The 21,832-nt window shown below is 50.5% G+C and carries 17 protein-coding genes; 13 read left to right on the forward strand and 4 right to left on the reverse strand.

Annotation, left to right across the window (positions count from 1 at the left end; all coding sequences use genetic code 11):
- The first annotated feature begins 13 nt into the window (after window positions 1–13).
- The 3 genes from LAT77_RS02075 to LAT77_RS02085 are packed head-to-tail and all read left to right on the forward strand — an operon-like array spanning window position 14 to window position 4,504.
- Entirely contained in the window at window positions 14–3,292 is a 3,279-nt protein-coding gene (locus tag LAT77_RS02075) for a serine/threonine-protein kinase (protein ID WP_290562887.1), read from the forward strand.
- Window positions 3,228–3,854 carry a sensor histidine kinase gene (locus tag LAT77_RS02080; RefSeq protein ID WP_290562888.1) on the forward strand — a complete coding sequence of 209 codons (627 nt, stop codon included), beginning with the start codon at window positions 3,228–3,230 and terminating at the stop codon, window positions 3,852–3,854. Before LAT77_RS02075 ends, LAT77_RS02080 begins: the two co-directional genes overlap by 65 nt.
- Window positions 3,851–4,504: a response regulator transcription factor gene (locus tag LAT77_RS02085; RefSeq protein WP_290562889.1), complete on the forward strand. Its 654-nt coding sequence runs from the start codon at window positions 3,851–3,853 to the stop codon at window positions 4,502–4,504. Before LAT77_RS02080 ends, LAT77_RS02085 begins: the two co-directional genes overlap by 4 nt.
- A gap of 75 nt (window positions 4,505–4,579) precedes the next feature.
- Here the strand turns inward: LAT77_RS02085 and rpmE are convergent, their stop codons facing one another.
- Window positions 4,580–4,792 (reverse strand): 50S ribosomal protein L31, encoded by a 213-nt coding sequence (gene rpmE, locus LAT77_RS02090; protein ID WP_126793585.1) that lies wholly within the window; start codon window positions 4,790–4,792, stop codon window positions 4,580–4,582.
- A gap of 235 nt (window positions 4,793–5,027) precedes the next feature.
- Here rpmE and priA point away from each other — a divergent pair, with 235 nt between their 5' ends.
- From priA to hslU, 5 genes are all read left to right on the forward strand, one after another.
- Window positions 5,028–7,265: a primosomal protein N' gene (priA, locus tag LAT77_RS02095; RefSeq protein WP_290562890.1), complete on the forward strand. Its 2,238-nt coding sequence runs from the start codon at window positions 5,028–5,030 to the stop codon at window positions 7,263–7,265.
- Window positions 7,266–7,428: 163 nt separating this feature from the next.
- Window positions 7,429–9,177: an arginine--tRNA ligase gene (gene argS, locus LAT77_RS02100; protein ID WP_290562891.1), complete on the forward strand. Its 1,749-nt coding sequence runs from the start codon at window positions 7,429–7,431 to the stop codon at window positions 9,175–9,177.
- A gap of 9 nt (window positions 9,178–9,186) precedes the next feature.
- Window positions 9,187–9,801 (forward strand): SPOR domain-containing protein, encoded by a 615-nt coding sequence (locus tag LAT77_RS02105; protein ID WP_290562892.1) that lies wholly within the window; start codon window positions 9,187–9,189, stop codon window positions 9,799–9,801.
- A 93-nt stretch (window positions 9,802–9,894) separates the two neighbouring features.
- The gene (gene hslV / locus LAT77_RS02110) at window positions 9,895–10,440 is read left to right on the forward strand and encodes an ATP-dependent protease subunit HslV (RefSeq protein ID WP_290562893.1); all 546 of its coding nucleotides are present in this window, start codon (window positions 9,895–9,897) and stop codon (window positions 10,438–10,440) included.
- Window positions 10,441–10,442: 2 nt separating this feature from the next.
- Entirely contained in the window at window positions 10,443–11,777 is a 1,335-nt protein-coding gene (gene hslU / locus LAT77_RS02115; protein ID WP_290562894.1) for an HslU--HslV peptidase ATPase subunit, read from the forward strand.
- A 59-nt stretch (window positions 11,778–11,836) separates the two neighbouring features.
- Here the strand turns inward: hslU and LAT77_RS02120 are convergent, their stop codons facing one another.
- The gene (locus LAT77_RS02120) at window positions 11,837–13,822 is read right to left on the reverse strand and encodes a GGDEF domain-containing protein (RefSeq protein WP_290562895.1); all 1,986 of its coding nucleotides are present in this window, start codon (window positions 13,820–13,822) and stop codon (window positions 11,837–11,839) included.
- A 115-nt stretch (window positions 13,823–13,937) separates the two neighbouring features.
- Here LAT77_RS02120 and rraA point away from each other — a divergent pair, with 115 nt between their 5' ends.
- Both rraA and LAT77_RS02130 read left to right on the forward strand, forming a co-directional pair.
- A complete protein-coding gene (gene rraA, locus LAT77_RS02125) occupies window positions 13,938–14,423 on the forward strand; it encodes a ribonuclease E activity regulator RraA (RefSeq protein ID WP_290562896.1) in 486 nt (161 codons plus the stop codon).
- Between the two features lie 13 nt (window positions 14,424–14,436).
- A complete protein-coding gene (locus tag LAT77_RS02130; protein ID WP_290562897.1) occupies window positions 14,437–15,498 on the forward strand; it encodes a formimidoylglutamase in 1,062 nt (353 codons plus the stop codon).
- On the opposite strand, the gene hutI is transcribed toward LAT77_RS02130, so the two are convergent.
- Window positions 15,460–16,671 carry an imidazolonepropionase gene (gene hutI, locus LAT77_RS02135; RefSeq protein WP_290562898.1) on the reverse strand — a complete coding sequence of 404 codons (1,212 nt, stop codon included), beginning with the start codon at window positions 16,669–16,671 and terminating at the stop codon, window positions 15,460–15,462. The two genes, LAT77_RS02130 and hutI, sit on opposite strands and share 39 nt — an antisense overlap.
- A 161-nt stretch (window positions 16,672–16,832) precedes the next feature.
- Between hutI and hutC the strand changes: the two genes are divergently transcribed.
- The 3 genes from hutC (at window position 16,833) to hutH (ending at window position 20,842) form a co-directional block, all read left to right on the forward strand.
- Entirely contained in the window at window positions 16,833–17,555 is a 723-nt protein-coding gene (hutC, locus tag LAT77_RS02140; protein ID WP_290562899.1) for a histidine utilization repressor, read from the forward strand.
- Window positions 17,556–17,578: 23 nt separating this feature from the next.
- The gene (gene hutU / locus LAT77_RS02145) at window positions 17,579–19,252 is read left to right on the forward strand and encodes a urocanate hydratase (RefSeq protein ID WP_290562900.1); all 1,674 of its coding nucleotides are present in this window, start codon (window positions 17,579–17,581) and stop codon (window positions 19,250–19,252) included.
- A 63-nt stretch (window positions 19,253–19,315) separates the two neighbouring features.
- Window positions 19,316–20,842, forward strand: a complete 1,527-nt coding sequence (gene hutH, locus LAT77_RS02150) for a histidine ammonia-lyase (protein ID WP_290562901.1) — start codon at window positions 19,316–19,318, stop codon at window positions 20,840–20,842.
- A gap of 50 nt (window positions 20,843–20,892) precedes the next feature.
- Here the strand turns inward: hutH and LAT77_RS02155 are convergent, their stop codons facing one another.
- On the reverse strand, window positions 20,893–21,804 hold the full coding sequence (locus tag LAT77_RS02155; RefSeq protein WP_290562902.1) for a bifunctional GNAT family N-acetyltransferase/hotdog fold thioesterase: 912 nt from the start codon (window positions 21,802–21,804) through the stop codon (window positions 20,893–20,895).
- Window positions 21,805–21,832: the final 28 nt, after the last annotated feature.

Raw genomic sequence — 21,832 nt, forward strand, 5'->3', positions numbered from 1 at the left:
CGGAGAATTTTTAGTGGCCACAAACGTGGAAGATCCGCAGTTATCACTCAGTCAGAATACAGCGGCTTTAACTTCTAAGCGGTTATCTGAAGGCACCGTTTTGGCTGGGCGTTTTCGGATTTTGACCCCTCTTGGGGCAGGTGGACAAGCTCATGTCTATCGCGCCCGTGATGAAGTATTGGGAACTGAAATAGCCGTTAAGCTCATTGCTCCTCAACATGCATTAGACCTCGAACAGGTTCAGCGTTTACGTCAAGAAGTCTTGGTCTCCCGTGAATTAAATCACCCTAATATCGTCCGTGTGTTTGAATTTTATCAAGATGGTAATTGGGCCTTTTATACTATGGGACTTATAGAAGGCCGATGCTTAGCAGAATATATCCATGAAGGTTTAAGTCGAATCCAAGTAGATTTGTGGAGTTGCCAACTATTACAAGCGCTTGAAGCATGTCATGAAATTGACATTACACATGCTGATGTTAAACCAGAGAATATTCTCATTGATGAGCGTGGAAATTTAATTTTACTAGATTTTGGTATTGGTCAAATTGGTCAGCCAGCGGAGCAAGATTTTGCCGGGAGTCAAGGATACAAAGCGCCAGAAGTGACTCAGCTAGGAAAGCGGAATGCTCTTACCGATAGCTATAGCAGTGGTTGTTTGATTTCAGAGTTGATTGCTGCGACTAAACTTAAACCTTGGAGTCTAGCCGATAAAATTTGGCATTTCCGCCGTATGCGATTGGCGCGAAAATTGAGTAAACCTTTCGCTCACCAACGGATTACGGTGAAACATGCCAAAATTGAACTAATGGCGAAACCAGCCATGAGTCTTGGGATTATAATATCGGCTGTCATTTTCCTCGTAGCATTGGTTTCTATCTTCACATTACCACCCAAAGTCTATGACCACCCAGAGGGTATTCCACAGCAGTCGATCACAAGAATAGCTGTGGTTTATGAGCCCGACAACTCACTTCTTGTTGGGGTTAGCGAGCTCTTACAGCTGAGTCTAATTACCCAAAACGGAATTGACCTTATCGAACAGGAGCGAGTTGACACTCTTGTTCGTAACCTGGGTTTACGACCTTTTCGTCAGCAAGAACACCGACTCCGCATTGCTCAATTGCTGAATGCAGATGTTCTTGTTTTACTGCAGAGCAGCGATGTTGGTGAAAGTGATAATGCCAGACTGCAAATGCTCCTTGCGGAAATGCCGGGCAACCGGCTCTTTGGTGCTTTTCAAGGGGCAGTTGGGTCAGCTGATATCGGTCAAACGGTAGAGCAATTATTTACTCACTTAAATACTCAGTTAGCGTTGCCCACACGAACAACTACTGTTCGAGCAGAAGAGTTACAGCGGGTCGAGCCCGTTCTTCAGGCTTTGCGACAGGGACGAGCTGCTGAAGCAAAGTCAGTTGTTATCTCTCTGCAAGAAGAGTGGCCCGATTTTGCAGGTGGGTGGCTGGCTGGGGCTCGGCTAGCCGCCAATACAGGTCAGTATGAACAAGCAAGAGTGCAACTTGAGCGTGTTTTTACTCTGTCTCAAGACGATGATTATTGGTACCTAGAGGGACGAGCTCTACAAGCGGAATTGAGTGGCGATATTCAGAACGCAATATTAGTCACCGAGCGGCTTCAAGAACTATTTCCGGGACGTCCTACATTAATGGATCGTCGTGCTGAACTTGCGCTTTGGCAAGATGATTTCGAAACTGCTATTGAGCAGTATCAACGTGCATTAACAATAGATCCAAGCTCAGGCCAGCGTTGGTTTGAACTTGCCCGATTGAGAATCATTCAAGGTGAAATTCAGCAAGCTTTAGAGAATGAATTAACTCAGGCCCTAATTCGGTATCGTCAACAAGAGGATTTGATTGGCCAAGGAACGGTGCTGAATGCTTTTGGAGTGGCCTATATTCGGCTTGCAGATTCAGAAAATGCCATACGATATTTACAGGATGCACTTCGTATTAGAACTCACCAGCAGGACCCTTCTGGTCGAGCGGTTTCATTGGCTAATTTGGCTAGCGTATTTGGTGTCCTCGGTCGCCATGAAGAGGCCGAGTCCGCTCTTGCAGAGGCTCGTGATATTTTTCAACTAGAGGAAAACCTTGCAGGAATCGCACAAGTAGAAAATGAGTGGGGCGTTTTATTGGAGGAGCAAGGTCGGTATCGGGAGGCTCTTGTGCACTATCGTAATGCACTCGACTTGCATTTGCAGACTGGGTCGACGATGCAACAGGCAGAGACAATAAGTAATGTGGCTTATATGCATTTTCTGATGGCGGACTTTAGTCAATCAGATGTATTTTGGAATCAAGCGCTTAATCTATTTAATCGTACAGGTGATGAGACTGGTATTTTGAGAACCAAGCTAAACCTTGCGCATTTAGCGTTAAGCCGAGGTGATCTCCCACAAGCGACTGCAAACTTGAGTGAAGTATTGCAACGTTCTGAGCAGAAGCGTCCGGCCGAAAACCTCATGGCGCAATATCTATTAAGTCGCAGAAACTTTTTGTTAGGTAGTTTTCCAACAGCAATGGAGAATAATGCTGAGGCAGCAAGGCTATCTAATGATATAGGTGATATGCGTGGCCAAATTGAAACGCGGATCTGGCAGGCAGAAATGTGTTTGTACACTGCACGGTTTAGCTGTATTCATGAGAAGCTTAATGAACTCGAACAGTTTCGAGATGTTCTTTCTTCAGAACATACAACCTTAATTGAGTGGCTAGTAATGGCTGCTGGTATTGCGGAACAAAATACTAGCTCGTCTGAGACTGCCGCTTTCTGGTCTCGGTTCCGCAAGCAACTACTGCCGGTACAAACGGAACTTAAGGTTTTATTGTCACTACTCGAACTGCAATTCCTGCCCGCTGATAGTTGGCAATGGCAGCGGGTAGATGAGCTTGTGAGGCCTGTCATGTACAAGGAGTTTATGCAGTCTCAGTATTTGAAAGCGCTACATTTTGGTTCGCTATCAGCGCGTGAGCAATTAGGTCGTCTCGTTCAGAATTATCCAGAACACTGGCGCAATCATCTTTATTATGCGATTTTAGAGGGCGAATCAGCGCAACAGCGAGCGCAAGAGTTGAAGGAGCAACTGTACGAGCATATGACCCCAGATCAACGTGAGGCTTATCGGCGAATTTATGAACGACACGAAACTCTCCATCGAGGAGGAGATTCGAGCACTCCGACGCAGTCAACTCGAGCTTCGGGAGCTCTTGCTCCAGGAGCAGGACACCCTGCGCGATCTCGCGCAACGATTATGGAGTCAGCAGGAGGCTGAGCGCGCCCGCCTTTCGCAAGATTTACATGATGGCTTAGGCCAACTGTTAACGGCTTTAACGCGGCGGATACAGGCTGCAACAGACGCTGGCGCAGTCGACTCTGATATCTTAAACATAGCGACACAAGCACTCGCTGACGTGCGTCAATTGTCGCGTTTAATGCGCCCAAGAATTTTAGATGACCTCGGACTTGCTGCTGCATTGAAGTGGTTGGTTCGGACCTTGTGTGAAAGTTCACCGATTCAAACCGCGGTGGAAATCGATTTAGAGCAGCAACCAGACTCAGCGACCGCAATTCTCGTCTTTCGAATTGCTCAAGAGGCGTTAACCAATGCAGTCCGTCACGGCAATCCATCCCTGATTAGTGTGTATGTTAGCCGAGTTGGAAAGGCACTGCGTCTCGATGTCATTGATGACGGCTGTGGTTTTAATTACGCCACTACTGAACAGGGCATGGGTTTAGCAAGTATGCGTGATCGTGCTGCGGCGTTCGCTGCAGAATTTGAAATTATAAGCCGACCTGGTGGCGGATGCCACGTCAGTGTCTTGGTACCCGTATGAATTTTTCAGAACAAAAAATACGTTTAGTTGTTGCCGATGACCACACGCTTGTGCGCCAAGGCATTGTGCAAATGCTCAAGCAACAAGATGATTTTGAAGTGGTGTCAGAATGTGAGGACGGTGTTGCACTGGTGCAAGCCGTGGTTCGCCAGAACCCCGATGTGGTGTTGATGGATATCTCCATGCCGAAAATGAATGGCCTCGTTGCTATCGATCGCGTCCTGCAACAACGGAAAGAGACCAATGTTTTGGTGCTCACCATGCATGACGAAATCGAGTATATGCATGCGTTGTATCGCGCTGGCGCAAAGGGCTACTTGTTGAAAGAATCGTCGACCGATCAGTTAGCGAAAGCGATACGGGCCATTCATCGCGGCAAAACGTATTTTCCTGACGCCCTGCTTGATTCACTGGAACAAAACGTCAGTGAGCCAGGCGACAATTCGAATGTCTTGGCAACACTCACCCGCCGTGAGCGGGAAGTCTTTTTTCTGGTGATTGCCGGCCATACGACCAAAGATATCGCTAACTTACTCGATATGTCGCATAAAACCGCCGAAAATCATCGCGGCAAGATCTTAAAGAAACTTGAGGTCGAAAATACCGCGGAGTTGATCCGGTTAGCGGCTCGAAAAGGTATTTTGGAGTAAGTGTTTACTTATGCTAAAGGCATTAAAAAAGCGCCGTTAGGCGCTTTTTTAATAATCATCAAAATTAAGCAGCGCTTATTTTGACTTGAGCGAACCGAAACGCTGTTTGAAGCGATCAACGCGTCCACCGGTGTCGAGTACTTTCTGCTTACCAGTGTAGAACGGGTGACACTCTGAACAAACGTCAATGTGAAAGTCTTCACACTTGGTTGAACGAGTTTCAAACACGTTACCGCAAGAGCAGCTAACTTTTACGGCTTTGTAATCTGGATGAATACCTTGTTTCATTAGGGGTTACCTCAGTTGAAGGCCGCATCGCCATCCGTGCTCTCCACGAACACCATGCGCTGTTTAAAAAATCTGCGCTTAATACAAAATTAAGGTCGCGAATTCTACCCCAGTCGTCGCGCGGGATCAAGCGTGATCGCAGGGCTTAACGCATTTTTTGGGGTCGCGACAATCGCTTCTAGCTTCTGCGCTGAGATTTGCTAGCATAGGTTGCATTCAAGTATGAGGGAATCGCGTGACCACGGCCGACCAAACGCAGCAACAACGACTCGACAGCGAAAACACGGCAGCTTATGTGCAAGTTGCGGTTCCGGTACCCATGCGTCGTGTATTCGATTATTTACCAGTGAGGAAAGCAGAACTCGCGATTGGTGCACGCGTGAAAGTGCCATTTGGCCATCGCCGAGTGATCGGTTATGTCGTCGGCCACAGCACCACAACGCAAGTTTCCGCGGAGCAACTGAAAGCGATCACGGCAGTCACCGACGCGCAGCCACTGTGGCCGGATTCGCTGTGGCGATTGTTGCTGTGGTCAGCGACCTATTACCAACACCCTCTCGGTGAGGTTTTGGCGCATGCAGCGCCCATCGCACTGCGTCAGGGCCAAGCGCCGGCTTATCAGCAAACCAAGCAATTAGAGCTCACGCCGGCTGGTGAGATTTGTGATCTTACTGAACTCAAAGGCGCACCGCAGCAACAACGTTTGCTGGCGCGGGTGAAGCGCGAGCCACTCGCGGTGAGTGCGTTAGCGGCCGAGGACTTGCGGCCCGCGGCAGTGAAAGCACTGAAAGACAAAGGCCTGATTCGTGAAACCCAGGTCATGCCAGAGTTCGCGGCGTGGACAGCATCCTTAGCGGAAGAGCCGCATCAGCTCAACCCGCAGCAAGCGGTTGCAGTTGCAGCCATCAATACCGGTTTAGCCGAGCAAAACGCACAAACCTGGCTTGTTGAAGGGGTTACCGGCAGTGGCAAAACGGAGGTGTATCTGCAGATCATGCACAAGGTCTTGCTGCGTGGTCAGCAAGTTTTGGTTATGGTCCCCGAAATCGGTTTAACGCCACAAACCGTGCAGCGTTTTCGCAATCGCTTCGATGTGCCCGTAATCGTGCTCCATTCCGGATTGAGTGACAATGAACGCCTGCTCGGGTGGTTGCAAGCACGGGACGGCCATGCAGCGATCGTGTTGGGTACACGTTCGGCGATTTTTACGCCGCTGGCGAACCCCGGCTTGATTATTATTGATGAAGAGCATGATGCGAGCTTTAAGCAGCAAGATGGTTTTCGCTACAACGCCCGCGACTTAGCCATCAAACGTGCTCACTTGGAAAACTTCGCGGTGGTTTTAGGCTCCGCGACGCCGTCACTAGAGTCCTTAGCGAATGTAAGGGCGGGTCGCTATCAACTGGTGCAGCTGGCGAATCGAGCGGGTCAAGGTCAACCGGTGAAAAATCTCTTGGTCGATCTGAAGCAACAACGTTTACAGCAAGGGCTGAGCGAAACATTAATCGCCTTGATGACGAAGCACCTGAGTGCCGGCAATCAAGTGTTGTTGTTTCTTAACCGGCGTGGTTATGCCAGTGCCTTGATCTGTCATGAATGTGGTTGGGTGAGTGAATGCCAGCGCTGTCATGCGAATATGACGGTGCATCAGCAAACCCATACCTTGCAGTGCCATCATTGTGGCGCACAGCGACGGCTTCCTCGGCAGTGCGGCGGTTGCGGCAGTACGCAATTAATTACCCGCGGACTAGGTACTGAGCAGCTTGAAGAAACCATGCAGCACCTATTTCCCGACTACAAAGCAATTCGTATCGATCGCGACAGTACACGTCGCAAGGGACAGTTAGAGGACTATTTAACCGCGGTCAATCGCGGTGAATATCAAATCTTGTTGGGAACGCAAATGCTGGCGAAAGGGCATCATTTTCCTGAGGTCACGTTGGTTGCTTTGCTTGATGTCGACGGCGCCTTGTATAGTAGTGACTTTCGTGCGCCTGAACGACTGGCGCAACTGTATATTCAAGTTGCCGGTCGGGCCGGAAGAGCAGCCAAGAAGGGCACGGTCGTTTTACAAACGCACCACCCTGAACACCCATTGATTCAAGAATTGATCAACAACGGGTACCAAAACTTTGCTCTTAGTGCTTTAGAAGAGCGCGCGCAGGCGATGTTGCCGCCCTATGCCGCCATGGCGTTATTGCGTGCTGAAGCGGATGACGCGGTAGCTGCTGAAGCCTTGTTAATGGCGATGGCCGACCGACTCCAACAACAAACCGACGTCGCCGTGATTGGACCCATGCCGGCAATTTTGGCGCGCCGAGCCGGCCGTTACCGCTTTCAGTTGTTGCTCCATGCGACCGAGCGCAAAGCGCTACATCGTGTCTTGCATCAATTTTTACCACAGTTTGAAACCTTACCTGAAGGTCGTAAAGCACGGTGGTCACTCGATATTGACCCGCAAGACTTTAGTTAGCCGCCCAAACGAGCGGAAAAATAGTAAGATAGGGGTATTCAGCTGTTTTTTTTACAGCGGCAAGCGATTAAACTAGCCGGTCGGAACAGCTTGGGCGCGATGCCCAGAGAATTGAAGCCACGAGTCACATCATCCAGCATAAACGGAAAGGTTAGCAAAGCGAATGAAGCAGCAGATTGAAGAGTTATTACAAAGCGCCGTTGACGCCTTAAAATCAGACGGTACCCTGCCCGCCGAGGTTGAACCCCGCGTGCAGCTTGATCGTCCGCGCGACAAAAGTCACGGTGATTTTGCAACCAATCTCGCGATGATGCTGGCTAAACCGGCGAAACAGAACCCGCGTGCGCTGGCGGAAGCGATTATTCAAGCCATCCCAGCAAACTCAGTGATCGCGAAAGCAGAAATTGCCGGTCCAGGTTTTATTAATTTTACTCTTAACCAAGCTCAGCTCATTGCTCAACTTGAGCAAGCCTGGGCTGATGAGCGTTGTGGCGTGATCGCTGCTGAGCAACCGCAAACCGTCGTTATTGATTATTCATCACCGAATCTCGCCAAAGAAATGCATGTGGGTCACTTACGTTCGACGATTATTGGCGATGCGGTGGCTCGAACCTTGAGCCTACAAGGGCATCGAGTGATTCGTCAAAACCACGTCGGTGACTGGGGCACGCAATTCGGCATGCTGTTGGCGCATATGGAAGACCAAATTCAAGACGGTGACAGTCCGGAATTTGCGTTATCGGATTTAGAAACCTTCTACAAAGCGGCGAAAAAGCGTTTTGACGACGAAGACGGTTTTGCCGATCGTGCACGTAGTCTTGTGGTCAAGCTGCAAGGTGGCGATGCGCATTGCCAAAAACTTTGGCAGCAATTTATTCATACCTCACTGGCGCATTGCCAAGAAGTCTATGACCGCTTGGGTGTGCAGTTAGTGCGTGACGATGTGATGGCCGAGTCCGCGTACAACGATGATCTTCACCAAGTTGTGGCTGACTTGCGTGAGAAAGGCTTATTGGTTGAAGACCAAGGCGCTCAGTGTGTCTTTTTAGACGAGTTCAAAGGCAAAGAAGACGAGCCTTTGCCGATTATTGTGCAAAAGAAAGATGGCGGCTTCTTGTATGCAACGACGGATCTTGCGGCGGTGCGGTATCGTACCGGGGCATTGCAAGCCGATCGCGTCATTTACGTCGTCGACGCGCGGCAATCGCTCCATTTCCAGCAAATTTTCACACTCAGCCGCAAAGCTGGCTATGCCGACGAGAGCGTCAGTCTCGAGCATTTAGGTTTTGGCATGGTACTTGGCAAAGACGGTCGGCCCTACAAGAGCCGTGATGGCGGTGTGACGAAACTGGCAGACTTACTCGATGAGTCAGAACGTCGTGCTGCTGAACTAATCGCAAGTAAAAACACCGATTTGAGTGCTGAAGACCAAGCGCGCGTTGCCGAAGTCGTTGGCATCTCGTCAGTGAAATATGCGGACCTTTCCAAGAACCGTACGTCAGACTATGTGTTTGATTGGGACACGATGCTGAGTTTTGAAGGCAACACGGCACCTTACTTATTGTATGCAAATACCCGGGTAAACAGTTTGTTCCAGAAAGCAGGTTTGGCGCCGAGTGACATTCAAGCCGAGTTCGTTTTAGCCACGGAGCAAGACGAAGCATTAGCGGGTAAACTTGCCCAGTTCCCAGAAATCATTGCGTCCGTCGGCAACAAAGGCATGCCACATTTCCTTTGTGGTTACTTGTTTGAACTTGCTGGTGCGTTTTCATCGTTCTACGAAGCTTGCCCAATTTTGAACAGTGAAGATGAAGCCTTAAAAATGAGTCGGTTAAAGCTGGCAGCATTAACTGCGCGCATTCTTGAAACGGGTTTAGGTTTGTTAGGTATTCCAACATTAGAGCGGATGTAAGAATCAGTTATGGCGGTTGATTACGCAAAGCGCGGCAATCCAAAGAACAAAAAACGCGGCAGTAAGCCGGGTGCACGCAAGCCAGCGAAGCGCGGTGGGGCGGTACGTAAAAGTGCCAGCCAACAACAACCAGCGCCGGTTAAAGTTGTCGTTTTAGTCGTGCTTGTCATCGCTGTGTTCACCGCCTTTTTATGGTTCTTGCGTAATGGTGGCGAGGAACGGATTCCTGCGGTTGAAGATGCAGTGACCAGCGAGATGCCCGCGCCGACAGTCACTGCGCCAGACCTTGATCCGCTGCCTGAAATTCCCGCTGAGCGTTGGGGTTACATCTCTGAACTTGAACAAAAGCAAGTCGAAGTTGAGGTTCCAGAAACCGCCGAATCCCGCCGTCGTTTGATGCAATGCGGGTCTTTCCGGCAGTTCTCCGATGCCGACAATTTACGCGCGCGCATTGCCATGCACGGATTTGAGTCACAAGTACGTGAGTCAACGGGGAGCAATGGCCGCTGGTATCGGGTAATTTTGGGGCCATTCGAAAATTTACGCGCAGCGCAACGGGTTAACAATCAATTGCAGCGTTCCGGTATTTACGGTTGTCAGATTTGGCTGTGGAACCTCGATTAACCTGCTAATTTTTTAGTGCTTCAGTACGTTTACACTTGAATTTCCGCCGTCTCATCCTCATCTAGCGTGTATAACCGATAGAGAGGATAGAATATGACCACAATCGTTTCAGTGCGTCGCGGCGACAAAGTCGCTATTGGCGGCGACGGTCAAGTTTCATTAGGTAACACCGTGATGAAGGGCAACGCCAAGAAAGTGCGGCACCTTTATCATGGCAAGGTTCTGGCTGGCTTTGCCGGTGGTACTGCCGACGCATTTACGCTGTTTGAGCGCTTTGAGTCCAAGCTGGAACAACATCAAGGTCACCTCACCAAGGCCGCCGTCGAACTTGCCAAAGACTGGCGTACCGACCGCATGCTACGCAAACTAGAAGCCTTACTGGCCGTTGCCGACAAAACAACGTCGCTGATCATTACCGGTAACGGTGATGTCGTGCAGCCGGAAAACGATTTAATAGCGATTGGCTCTGGTGGCGCATTTGCCCAAAGTGCCGCGCGCGCGCTGCTTGAAAATACCGACTTAGATGCCCCGACCATTGTTGAAAAAGCACTCACCATTGCCGGTGACATTTGTGTCTTTACCAACAGATTCCAAACGATTGAAGTGCTTGATGCCGAGCCTGCTGTAACCAAGGAGTAAGCATGTCTACTATGACCCCTCGGGAAATTGTCGACGAATTGAATCGTCATATTATTGGCCAACAAGATGCCAAACGTGCGGTTGCAGTGGCGCTTCGGAATCGCTGGCGGCGGATGCAGCTCGACGACGAATTACGTCAGGAAGTGACACCGAAAAATATCCTCATGATCGGTCCAACTGGTGTCGGTAAAACCGAAATTGCACGTCGTCTGGCCAAGCTTGCGAATGCGCCATTTATTAAAATTGAAGCGACTAAGTTCACCGAAGTGGGTTATGTCGGTAAAGAAGTTGACTCAATTATTCGTGATTTGACTGACACTGCATTCAAAATGATGCGTGAGCAAGAAATGGCGAGAATGCGCCATCGTGCGGAAGATGCTGCGGAAGAGCGGATTCTCGATACGCTGCTGCCGAAGCCGAAGCGGACATGGGGTGATGAACCACAGCAGGATGACGAATCGCAAACAACGCGTCAGGTCTTTCGGAAAAAGCTCCGCGAAGGAAAGTTAGACGATAAAGAGATCGAAATCGAAATTTCAATGCCAGCGATGGGTGTTGAAATTATGGCCCCCCCAGGTATGGAAGAAATGACGTCGCAGCTGCAGAACATGTTTCAGAACATGGGTAGTGGCAAAACGAAAAAGCGTAAGCTGAAAATCAAAGACGCGTTTAAGCAGCTAATTGAAGAAGAGGCTGCGAAAATGATTAATCCGGAAGAAATCAAAGAAAAGGCGATTCACTCGGTTGAACAGAACGGTATCGTCTTCCTCGATGAGATCGACAAAATTTGTAAGCGCGGCGAGAGCAGTGGACCAGATGTATCGCGTGAAGGCGTGCAACGTGATTTACTGCCGCTGGTCGAGGGCACGACCGTGAGCACGAAGCATGGCATGGTCAAAACCGATCATATCTTGTTTATTGCTTCGGGCGCGTTTCAGGTTGCTAAGCCGTCCGACTTGATTCCTGAATTGCAGGGTCGTTTGCCTATTCGGGTGAACCTGAAAGCGCTGACGACGGAAGACTTCGTACGTATTCTGACCGAACCTAGTGCGTCGTTAACCGTGCAGTATTCAGCATTAATGGCCACCGAAGGTGTTGAGGTGAGCTTTACCGAAAATGGTATTCGTCGTATTGCTGAAATTGCTTGGCAAGTGAATGAAAAAACCGAAAACATTGGCGCGCGTCGCTTGCATACGGTGCTTGAACGCTTGATGGAAGAAGTCTCATTCAAAGCTTCGGATATGGAAGGCTCACAGCTGACGATTGACCGTGATTACGTCAATGCGCACCTGAATGAACTCGCTGAAGACGAAGACTTGAGCCGATTCATTCTTTAAGCCAACTGTTCGTCTAAAAAGCAGCCATTTTGGCTGCTTGTTTATAGCCGTTAACGTTCTCAACGACACGCCTGATTACCACCGCCACGTTTTGCTTGGTACATCAGCTTGTCGACGCGATTTAAATTTTCATGGTCACTCAAGGTCACGTCGAGCAAGACAACACCAAAGCTGATGGTGAGGACACCTGAAGGCGAGCCAATGTGCTCGAGACTGAGGCTGGCGACGTTTTCACAGAGAAGACGCGCAAGCTTTTCAGCCTCGTGGATATCGGTAACCGGAATCAATATGGCAATCTCCTCGCCACCATAGCGATAAACGGTACCGGTACAATGGTCCGTTAGAATTTTGGCTACTTGGCGCAAGGCGTCATCGCCAGCGAGGTGGCCATACTGGTCGTTATACGCTTTAAATTGGTCGATATCACCGAGCAGAAGTGCATAGGTTATGGGTTCGTTTTGCTGCAAAGCGAGTTGCAAATCGCGGTCAAAGGCACGGCGATTCCACAGATTGGTCAAACCGTCTAAATGAGCGATTTGGTCGAGCTTTTTATTCGCCTGCGCGAGTTTACTATTGGTTTGTTCAAGCTGTTTCGTGCGCTCTTCAACCAGTCCTTCCAAATTATTCTGGTTTTCTAACAGGCGCTGCGCCATAGCTCGAAAGGCACGAATGAGCTGGCCGATCTCGCTGCGAATGTCTTCATGTAACAAGCGACTTTGAATGACCTTTTCATATTGCTTCGCACCAATGAGTTCGGACAGTTTAGCGAGTCGCTGAATCGGATCAGCGACGTAGCGGCTAACGAAAACGTAAACGATGAAAAGAATCACTAACAGCAAGATAATGGCTGAAAAACTGACCTGTAATGGTGTGAGTAACGCTGCGCGTTGAATTTCTGCATACGGATAAAGGGTGACATGCCACCAGTCGGCAACCTCTAAAGGTTGAGCGATTAGGAGCTGCCCCTCAATCGCATTCGGCAGCACGACTGGTGCGCGTTCAGCAAACACAGGCGCTAATTGCTGATAGATTTCAGCGTAGATAGGGTTGGTGAGTTTATGAATGTCGAGAATGCCAGCATCTTGATAGTTGTCGCTTAGCGACTCTTCGGACGCAACTAACTGGCCTTCTTCGTTAAAGACAAAATACTGACTTTCCGGATGTTCTGAGCGGACGAGTCCCGATACCAAGGTATTCAACGGAATGTCATGGCTGGCATTGGCTAAATGGCGGCCATCGAAGTCAATGGGTAACTGATAGGTAATGGTCCAGTAATCGGCCGATAAGTCATAGTAGAGACCGGTCCAAATCGCTTGCCGTTGCGGGTTAAATTCTTGTAGCGTCGACTTGACCACATTGTAATCGGTGATCACCAAGTCAGCAGCGGCTAATAATCCCCAAGCAAATTCCGAGGAATAGCTCGAAATAATATTTTCCGGCATGGAAAAATGGCTATTCGCCCAAACACCGTCCCATGCTGGGCCTAAATCATTCAAAACTTGCTGACTAATGACAATCCGTGCTTTTAATTCGTCAGGAATAGGCCGCTCACCGGGGCCGACGAAGGTGTTCACATGTTGATAATAGGTCTGATCGACCAATATCCCTTCAAAAAAATCCTGATGCAGGCGGAATACACCGGGCTCTGTTTCCACGTACCATTGGTCAAAATGAGCAGCAAGCTCACTGTAGTCACTAAACAGTTGATAGCGTGTCAAAAATGCCTGACGAAGCTTTTCAGCCGTGTCGACGGCCAGACGGATTTTGTCAGTCTCATGCTCAATTTGAAAGCGAACCTGATTAATGAGAAGGGACTTTTGGCTTGCCTTCTCCTGTTCATAAGCAATGTAAAAACCGACGGTTGCAACAATCACGACCACTGCGAGCGACCATAAAGCAATTCGCGCCAGCAACCGGGTGGAGAGGCGGCGATTTAATGGTGCCCTGCGGTCAAAGTAGCGGTACTTGCCTGACATGATGGCGACATCCGTGGTTATTTTTTTCCAGTATGCGGTAAATAATTGTTTCGCTTCAAGTCTTTTCATCGCTCAATCCTATTTGCACTGAATTGAGCGTTAACCTTTCTCACCGTAGCGGAAAGGTTTATACTCTAGGCTTATTCGTGCTTTATTCATTCCAAATTGCGCAGGAGCAAGAGTCATGGAATATAACACCTCGGAACTATGCGATTTATATGCCGATCAGGTCGATGTGGTTGAACCCATGTTCGTCAATTATGGCGGCCGCACGTCGTTTGGAGGCCAGGTGGTGACCGTGAAGTGCCACGAAGACAAGGGCTTAATTGAACAAGCGCTTGAGCAACCAGGGGCGGGCAAAGTCTTATTGGTTGACGGTGGCGGCTCATTACGTCGCGCGCTGATTGACATCGGCATCGCTGAATTAGCGTTTGAGAATGATTGGGAAGGTATAATTTGTTACGGCTGTGTCCGTGACGTTGACGCGCTCGAAGACCTAGATATCGGTGTTCAAGCTATCGCGTCTATCCCGGTCGGTGCGCCTGCTGAAGGTATCGGAGAAGTGGATATCGCGGTGAATTTTGGTGGCGTGACCTTCTTGCCGGAAGATCATATTTATGCGGACAGTACCGGTGTGATTTTGTCACCGGAGCCGCTCGACATCGAATAAACGAAGTACGTCTATGCGGCATTTGAATCAACATTGGCAACCTCTTGAGGTTGCCAATTTTTTACAAAAACGTCGGGGCGAAACACGAATAGGTGAAACCATTCGGGTGTTGTCGTCTTTGGCTGAGTCTGAATTGCTTGAAATACAGCAAGCTTATGCAGAGACTGAGTCGGCTGTGCGCCCGATCGCGATTCTCGGTGTACCAGAATCGATTGGCCCACGGGCAAATCTGGGACGCGGTGGCGCCGAGTTAGGTTGGCAAGCCTTTCTGCAGCAATTCTTAAACCTACAAGACTCTGGGCGTTTACCGCTCGAACATTTGTTCTTAGCCGGATCGGTTGCGTGTAGTGACTTACAAATGCGCAGTGAATCATTAGACCCGCAGCAGTCTGAAGATCTGCAACACTTGCGTGATCTCTGTGCCGAACTTGACTCGCGAGTTGCCTCAGCGGTGACGACATTGATTGCGGCGGGCTTTGAAGTCATCTTGATAGGCGGTGGCCATAATAATGCTTTACCACTGTTACAGAGTTTAGCCGCAACGCAGGAAGAGGCGGTAGCTGCGGTCAATCTTGATCCGCATTCGGACTTTCGTCCACTTGAAGGTCGCCATAGTGGGAATGGTTTTAGTTACGCCCATGAACAAGGGGTGTTAGCGCATTATCATGTGGTTGGCTTGCATGAAGCGAAAAACTCCAAAACGACTCTCGACCAACTGCAGCAAGCGGGTTTCAACTATATCCGCGCGCAACAAGTGCAGCAGCTGAGTATGCGTAAGGTGATGCCCTCCGTCGTCCGTGACGTGGTTGAATGGGGAATACCATTCGGGATAGAGCTCGATGTTGATGTCATCATGCAAGCACCGGCAAGTGCGCTGAACTTTACTGGCATTGGCTTTGACGATGCCTGCACCTTCGTTCGTGAACTGGCAGCGCTGCCACAAGTTCGCTACTTACACCTTGCTGAAGCAGCGCCGTCGTGTCATCCCGCAGGCCTTGAAGCAGGAACTCGCGCAACCGGTCAGATTCTTAGTGAATTAGTGCTCACTTACCTGCTTTCCCGCAACCCACAGTGATTGTAGAGGGTTGCCACCAAACTGGTAAGTGATTTCTTCGGGCGCAGTTAAATTCCACAGGGCGAGATCCGCACGCTGACCGATGGCGAGTGTGCCTTGGTCGTGATCGCCAAGCGCGCGTGCGGCATTACGGGTGACGCCCAACCATGCTTCTTCGGGTGTGAGCTGCCACAAGGTGCAGGCAAAGTGCATCATCAGTGGTAATTGAACAAAGGGTGACGAGCCCGGATTTGCGTCGGTTGCGATGGCAATCGGAACGCCGGCGTCACGTAACGCCTGAATCGGTGGTAATTTAGTTTCCCGTAAAAAGTAGAAGGCACCGGGTAACAACACCGCCACCGAACCCGCTGCGGCCATGGCGTCGATTCCGCTTGTTGACAAGTACTCGAGGTGGTCCGCTGACAGGCCATCATAGGCTGCAACTAATGCGGCTCCGTCTTGATCACTGAGTTGTTCGGCATGTAGTTTAACGGGTAAGCCATGGTGTTTGGCGGCTTGAAAGACACGCTCAGTTTGTGCACGAGAAAAACCGATGTTTTCACAAAACACATCCACGGCATCGACTAAATCTTCGGCGACCGCCGCTGGCAGGATAGCGTTAATAATGTGATCGATATAACCGTCCGCATTGTCTTTAAATTCGGGGGGTAATGCATGCGCAGCTAACAATGTGGTGCTCACTTTTAACGGCAGTTGCTGGCCAATTTCCCGCGCAACGCGCAGTTGCTTCAGCTCATCGTCCAGACTCAGGCCATAGCCGGATTTAATCTCAATGTGCGCAACACCTTGTGCCATGAGTGTTTGTGCGCGCGGCAGGCTTAATGCCAAAAGAGTGTCCGCCGAAGCAGCACGGGTCGCTTTGACGGTACTCAGAATGCCACCGCCTTGCGCGGCTATTTCAGCATAGCTGGCGCCGTGCAGGCGCTGACGAAACTCACCCGCACGCGATCCCGCCCAAACCAAGTGCGTATGGCAATCTGTCAGTGCAGGTGTAAGCAAACGACCACCGCCGTCGATGTGCTCTGCCTCGGCATATTCGCTGGGTAACGATTGCGTTGGCCCGACCCATTGAATACGACCGTTGGCGAACACGACAGCAGCGTCTGCGATCAGGCCTAGATCTGCGCTGGTCATGCAAGCAGCCTGCACGGAATGAATAACGGTAGCGGTCATAGGTTTACCCTTTTAGGTACAGACAGAAAGCGAAAAAGATTGCTTTTTGAAAGTAAGCTTTGCTAATGTATATACAACATATCATAGCAAGCTTTTAAAATTACTCAAGGTATTACCACGGTATTACCAAGGTATAACCAAGGTGCAAACAAGGTAAGACGATGGCTAAATTTGCCCACATCAAAGAGTTTATCTACCGCAAAATTGAGTCCGGGGAATGGCCTGAATATCACCCGGTCAGCTCGGAGAACGTGCTTGCGCAGCAATTCAACGTGAGTCGCATGACTGCGCGTCGGGCTTTGCAAGAACTCTCGGACGAAGGCTTGGTCACGCGCAACCGCGGTTCGGGTACCTTCGTCGCCCCGTTGAAGTCACAATCGGCATTGCTCACTATCCGTAATATTCGTGACGAGATCGAACTGCGTGGTCACCGCCATCATGCGGTTGTCCAAGTGCTTGAGCGAGTCCCCGCTTCAGCAGCGTTAGCGACCGCGTTACAGGTTCCTGCCGACACTGAATTATTGCGCTCGGTGATTACCCATTATGAAAATGGCCAAGCCGTACAAGTTGAAGATCGCCACGTCAATCCATTGTTGGTTCCGGATTATCTGGATCAAGACTTTACCAGTTTGACCCCGCATGAATATTTGTGTGAAGTCACGCCATTGACCGAAGCGAGCCATTTGATCGAAGCGGTTATGCCAACTCGTGAGCAAATCGAGTGGTTGGGTCAGGCTGAGCCGGAACCGTGTCTGCAAATTCAACGCCGTACCAGCTGCCGTGACGGTGTCGTTAGTCAAGCGACATTGACGCACCCAGGCAGTCGTTTCCGCCTTGGCGGGCACATGACGTTCAAAACCACACGTCGCCACGATCACGATTAATATCCAGGATTGGAGAGATCATCATGAGTTTTACCCGTATTGACGAAAGTCGAGTCGTTCGTGCAGCGACCGGTAGTGAGAAAACAGCAAAAAGCTGGCAAACCGAAGCCGCCAAACGAATGCTAATGAATAATTTAGACCCTGACGTGGCGGAGCACCCGCAAGGGTTAGTGGTCTATGGCGGTATTGGCCGCGCCGCACGCAGTTGGGAATGCTTTGACAAAATTGTTGAGGTGCTGGACCGCCTCGAAGACAACCAAACCTTACTCGTCCAAAGTGGTAAGCCGGTTGGTGTCTTTCCGACCCACGCCGATGCACCACGCGTCTTGATTGCAAATTCCAATTTAGTGCCCGAGTGGGCGAACTGGGAGCACTTTAACGAGCTCGATAAAAAAGGCTTGATGATGTATGGCCAAATGACCGCTGGGTCTTGGATTTACATTGGCTCGCAAGGCATCGTGCAGGGAACCTACGAAACTTTCGGCGCCGTTGCCCGTCAACACTTTGGCGGTGACGCTAGTGGTAAATGGGTCTTAACCGGTGGTCTTGGTGGTATGGGTGGTGCACAACCGTTGGCTGCGACCATGGCCGGCTTCAGTATGCTGGCCTGTGAGGTCGATGAAAGTCGTATCGATTTCCGCTTACGCACCCGTTACGTGGACGAGAAAGCAACCGATTTAGACGACGCTTTGGCGCGTCTTGAGCGCGCCAAACAAGAAGGCCGAGCGGTGTCGGTAGGGCTATTAGCCAATGCCGCCGATGTCTATGCAGAACTCGTGCAACGTGGCGTCACCCCCGATGTGGTCACTGACCAAACCTCGGCACATGATCCGCTCAATGGTTACTTGCCACAAGGCTGGACCATGGCGGAAGCTGCGGCTAAGCGGGAAAGTGCACCACATGAAGTGGTGGAGGCCGCGAAGCAGTCGATGGCGGTGCAAGTGCAGGCCATGCTTGAATTCCAGAATCGTGGTGCAGCGGTGCTCGACTACGGCAATAACATCCGGCAGATGGCAAAGGACGTGGGTGTCACCAATGCCTTCGATTTTCCGGGGTTCGTTCCAGCGTATATTCGCCCATTGTTCTGCCAGGGGATTGGTCCGTTTCGCTGGGTAGCCTTGTCCGGCGATCCAGAGGATATCTACAAAACCGATCAAAAAGTAAAAGAGCTCATTCCCGACGACCCGCATTTACATAATTGGCTCGACATGGCACGCGAGCGTATCGCCTTTCAAGGCTTACCGGCGCGAATTTGTTGGGTCGGCCTGAAAGACCGCCATCGTTTGGGTTTAGCATTTAATGAAATGGTTAAAAATGGCGAACTCAAAGCACCGATCGTGATTGGTCGCGATCATTTGGACTCAGGTTCAGTCGCAAGTCCGAACCGAGAAACAGAATCCATGCTTGATGGTTCCGATGCGGTTTCGGACTGGCCGTTGTTAAATGCCCTGCTGAATACCGCAGGTGGCGCTACCTGGGTGTCGTTGCATCATGGTGGCGGCGTTGGCATGGGCTATTCACAGCATTCAGGTGTGGTGATTGTCGCCGATGGTACGGACGAAGCAGCACAACGACTCGGTCGGGTGCTCTGGAACGATCCGGGCACGGGCGTCATGCGTCATGCGGATGCAGGGTATGACATTGCCCAACAAGCGGCGGCCGAGAGTCAACTCGATTTGCCCATGTTGGCACGATAAATTCAATCGGCGCTGGTGATTTCAGCGTTTTATTGCAAGCGAAGCATTTAGGAATTATCCATTATGGCATTTCAATTAGAACTGCAACCGGGCCAACTGAGTTTGGCGCAAATCCGTCGCATCGACCGTGAAGCAGTGCAACTGTCGTTACCAAAATCTGCGTATGACGATGTCGCACGAGCCGCAAAAACAGTCGCGGACGTGCTCGCCGAAGGTCGAGTGGTGTATGGTATCAACACCGGTTTCGGACTGTTAGCGAGTACTCGAATTGCACCCGAGCAATTAGCCGACTTGCAACGCCGAATCGTGCTTTCGCATGCTGCTGGCGTGGGCAAAATGATGAGCGACAATATCGTTCGCCTCATGTTGGTCTTGAAAATTAACTCCTTGGCGCGCGGATTTTCTGGTGTGCGACCGGAGGTGATCAAGTTCTTAATCGCGTTGGTCAACCATGAAGCTTATCCGTGTGTTCCGGAGAAGGGCTCGGTGGGTGCCTGTGGTGATTTGGCGCCGCTGGCGCATATGGTGTTGCCATTGCTGGGCGAAGGCGAAGTGAGCCTCAAAGGTCAGCGTATGCCCTCACGCGAAGCCTTGGCAACCCTGGGGTTGGAGCCGATTGAACTGGCGCCGAAAGAAGGCCTGGCGTTACTCAATGGTACCCAAGCGTCGACGGCATTAGCACTGCATGGACTGCTCGCGATTGAAGATGTGTTTGCTGCAGCGACATTAGCGGGAGCGATGACGGTGGAAGCGGCGCTTGGTTCGCGGACGCCATTTGACGCCCGTATTCACGCGGTTCGTGGTCAGCCGGGGCAAGAAAAAGTCGCGGCAGAATTGCGGCGTGTCTTGCAGGATACGAGTGAAATTGGTGACTCGCATACGAACTGTGGCAAGGTACAAGACCCGTACAGTTTGCGTTGCCAGCCGCAAGTCATGGGCGCAATTTGGGACCAAATCGGCTATGCCAGTGAGGTGTTAGCGCGAGAAGCCAATGGCGTCACCGACAATCCATTAGTTTTCCCTGACGACAACGATATTCTCTCGGGCGGTAACTTCCACGCTGAGCCGGTGGCGATGGCGGCGGATGTCTTGGCGATTGCGGTTTCTGAAGTCGGCTCCTTATCCGAGCGTCGCATTGCTTTATTGGTCGATAAACATTTGAGTAACTTGCCACCGTTCTTGGTCGACAATGGCGGTGTAAACTCAGGCTTTATGTTAGCTCAGGTGACGGCCGCAGCACTTGCTTCCGAGAATAAGACGTTAGCGCATCCGGCGTCGATCGACAGCTTGCCAACGTCGGCAAACCAAGAAGATCATGTGTCGATGGCTACGTTTGCCGCACGTCGATTGCAGGATATCGCTGAAAACGTCGCCAACATCATTGCCATTGAACTACTCGGTGCTGCTCAAGGGGTCGATTTCCGTCGGCCGTTAAAGTCGTCGACGTTGCTCGAGCAAGTGCATGGTTTGGTGCGGGAGCGAGTTGCCTTTTATGACGAAGACCGTTATTTCGCGCCAGATATTGCAGCGATTTATGGCTTAATTCGTGAAGCTAAATTGACCGAACTGACTGAATTACGGGTGAGCTAACGCGCGCCCTGTGCCGCACATAGGGAACTTTACCGCAAAAAGGGAAGCCATTAAGTCGCTTCCCTTTTTGCCAGTATGACGTAGCGCCCATTGAATACGGCACCTAACTCGTCACCGTCGAGAACCTGAACTTCCAGCGACAAATGAGCGTTTTTGCCTTGCTCTAACGGGGCAAAGGTGCCACTGACGTCTTTCATGGCCACTTGCGCGCGTGGTTCGTGCAAAATCGGTTTTAAATACTGAATACTACCTTCGGCCAAGACAATACTGCCGCTGACATCACGTTCGCGCTGTTGTAACTGAATCAAACCCCAACCACACAAGGTTGCCAGCGTGTAGATACTGCCCGCAAACATCGTACCGTGTACATTAATATTCCGCGCTAACGGCGCCCGTAACTCGATACTACGGCCGGTGTATTGGAAGATTTGAATCGCCATGGCTTTCGACACCGGGATTTCGTTGTGCCAAGTTTTTTGTAGTTCCTGACACCAACTTGGTCGGTACACAATGTGATTAACAGGGTTTAATGGTTTCACCAATTGGTGCTCAGCCATTGGATTATCGACTGTGTTGGCTTCTTCTTTGATTTCATAGCCGCATTTCAAATAAAAGCCTAAGGTGGTGTCGCGTGAACGAATAATCATTCGCGTTGCACCTTGTTTGCGCGCCAATAACTCAAGATCATGAACCAAGGTGACACCATGCCCTTCCGCTTGATAGTCTGGGTGGACGACCATGAAACGAATTTGGGCTTCTTCGGCACTATTAAAATGGAGACGACCAACACCAATTAAATGCCCGCTGTCGTCGACCAGCATCCGATGTTCAGCAACTTGGTCATAGGCATCCTTTTCTGAGCCACGGGGACGATGAAACGGCTTACGCAAGACTTCCCAGCGTAAATTGTAATACGCTTCCCATTGTTGCTCAGTTGCGGGCGTGATGACCTGATAGCTCATAGTGTCCATTCAGTTAATGACAAGACCA

This window comes from Aliidiomarina sp. (assembly GCF_022565475.1).
GTDB lineage: Bacteria > Pseudomonadota > Gammaproteobacteria > Enterobacterales > Alteromonadaceae > Aliidiomarina.

Excerpts from the sequence above, each read along its gene's own strand:
- hutU (WP_290562900.1), top strand. The coding sequence starts at position 17,579 with ATGAGTTTTACCCGTATTGACGAAAGTCGAGTCGTTCGTGCAGCGACC.
- LAT77_RS02105 (WP_290562892.1), top strand. The coding sequence starts at position 9,187 with ATGGCGGTTGATTACGCAAAGCGCGGCAATCCAAAGAACAAAAAACGC.
- hslV (WP_290562893.1), top strand. The coding sequence starts at position 9,895 with ATGACCACAATCGTTTCAGTGCGTCGCGGCGACAAAGTCGCTATTGGC.
- hutI (WP_290562898.1), bottom strand. The coding sequence starts at position 16,671 with ATGACCGCTACCGTTATTCATTCCGTGCAGGCTGCTTGCATGACCAGC.
- rpmE (WP_126793585.1), bottom strand. The coding sequence starts at position 4,792 with ATGAAACAAGGTATTCATCCAGATTACAAAGCCGTAAAAGTTAGCTGC.
- LAT77_RS02155 (WP_290562902.1), bottom strand. The coding sequence starts at position 21,804 with ATGAGCTATCAGGTCATCACGCCCGCAACTGAGCAACAATGGGAAGCG.
- hslU (WP_290562894.1), top strand. The coding sequence starts at position 10,443 with ATGTCTACTATGACCCCTCGGGAAATTGTCGACGAATTGAATCGTCAT.
- rraA (WP_290562896.1), top strand. The coding sequence starts at position 13,938 with ATGGAATATAACACCTCGGAACTATGCGATTTATATGCCGATCAGGTC.
- LAT77_RS02120 (WP_290562895.1), bottom strand. The coding sequence starts at position 13,822 with ATGAAAAGACTTGAAGCGAAACAATTATTTACCGCATACTGGAAAAAA.
- LAT77_RS02085 (WP_290562889.1), top strand. The coding sequence starts at position 3,851 with ATGAATTTTTCAGAACAAAAAATACGTTTAGTTGTTGCCGATGACCAC.
- hutH (WP_290562901.1), top strand. The coding sequence starts at position 19,316 with ATGGCATTTCAATTAGAACTGCAACCGGGCCAACTGAGTTTGGCGCAA.
- argS (WP_290562891.1), top strand. The coding sequence starts at position 7,429 with ATGAAGCAGCAGATTGAAGAGTTATTACAAAGCGCCGTTGACGCCTTA.
- hutC (WP_290562899.1), top strand. The coding sequence starts at position 16,833 with ATGGCTAAATTTGCCCACATCAAAGAGTTTATCTACCGCAAAATTGAG.
- LAT77_RS02130 (WP_290562897.1), top strand. The coding sequence starts at position 14,437 with ATGCGGCATTTGAATCAACATTGGCAACCTCTTGAGGTTGCCAATTTT.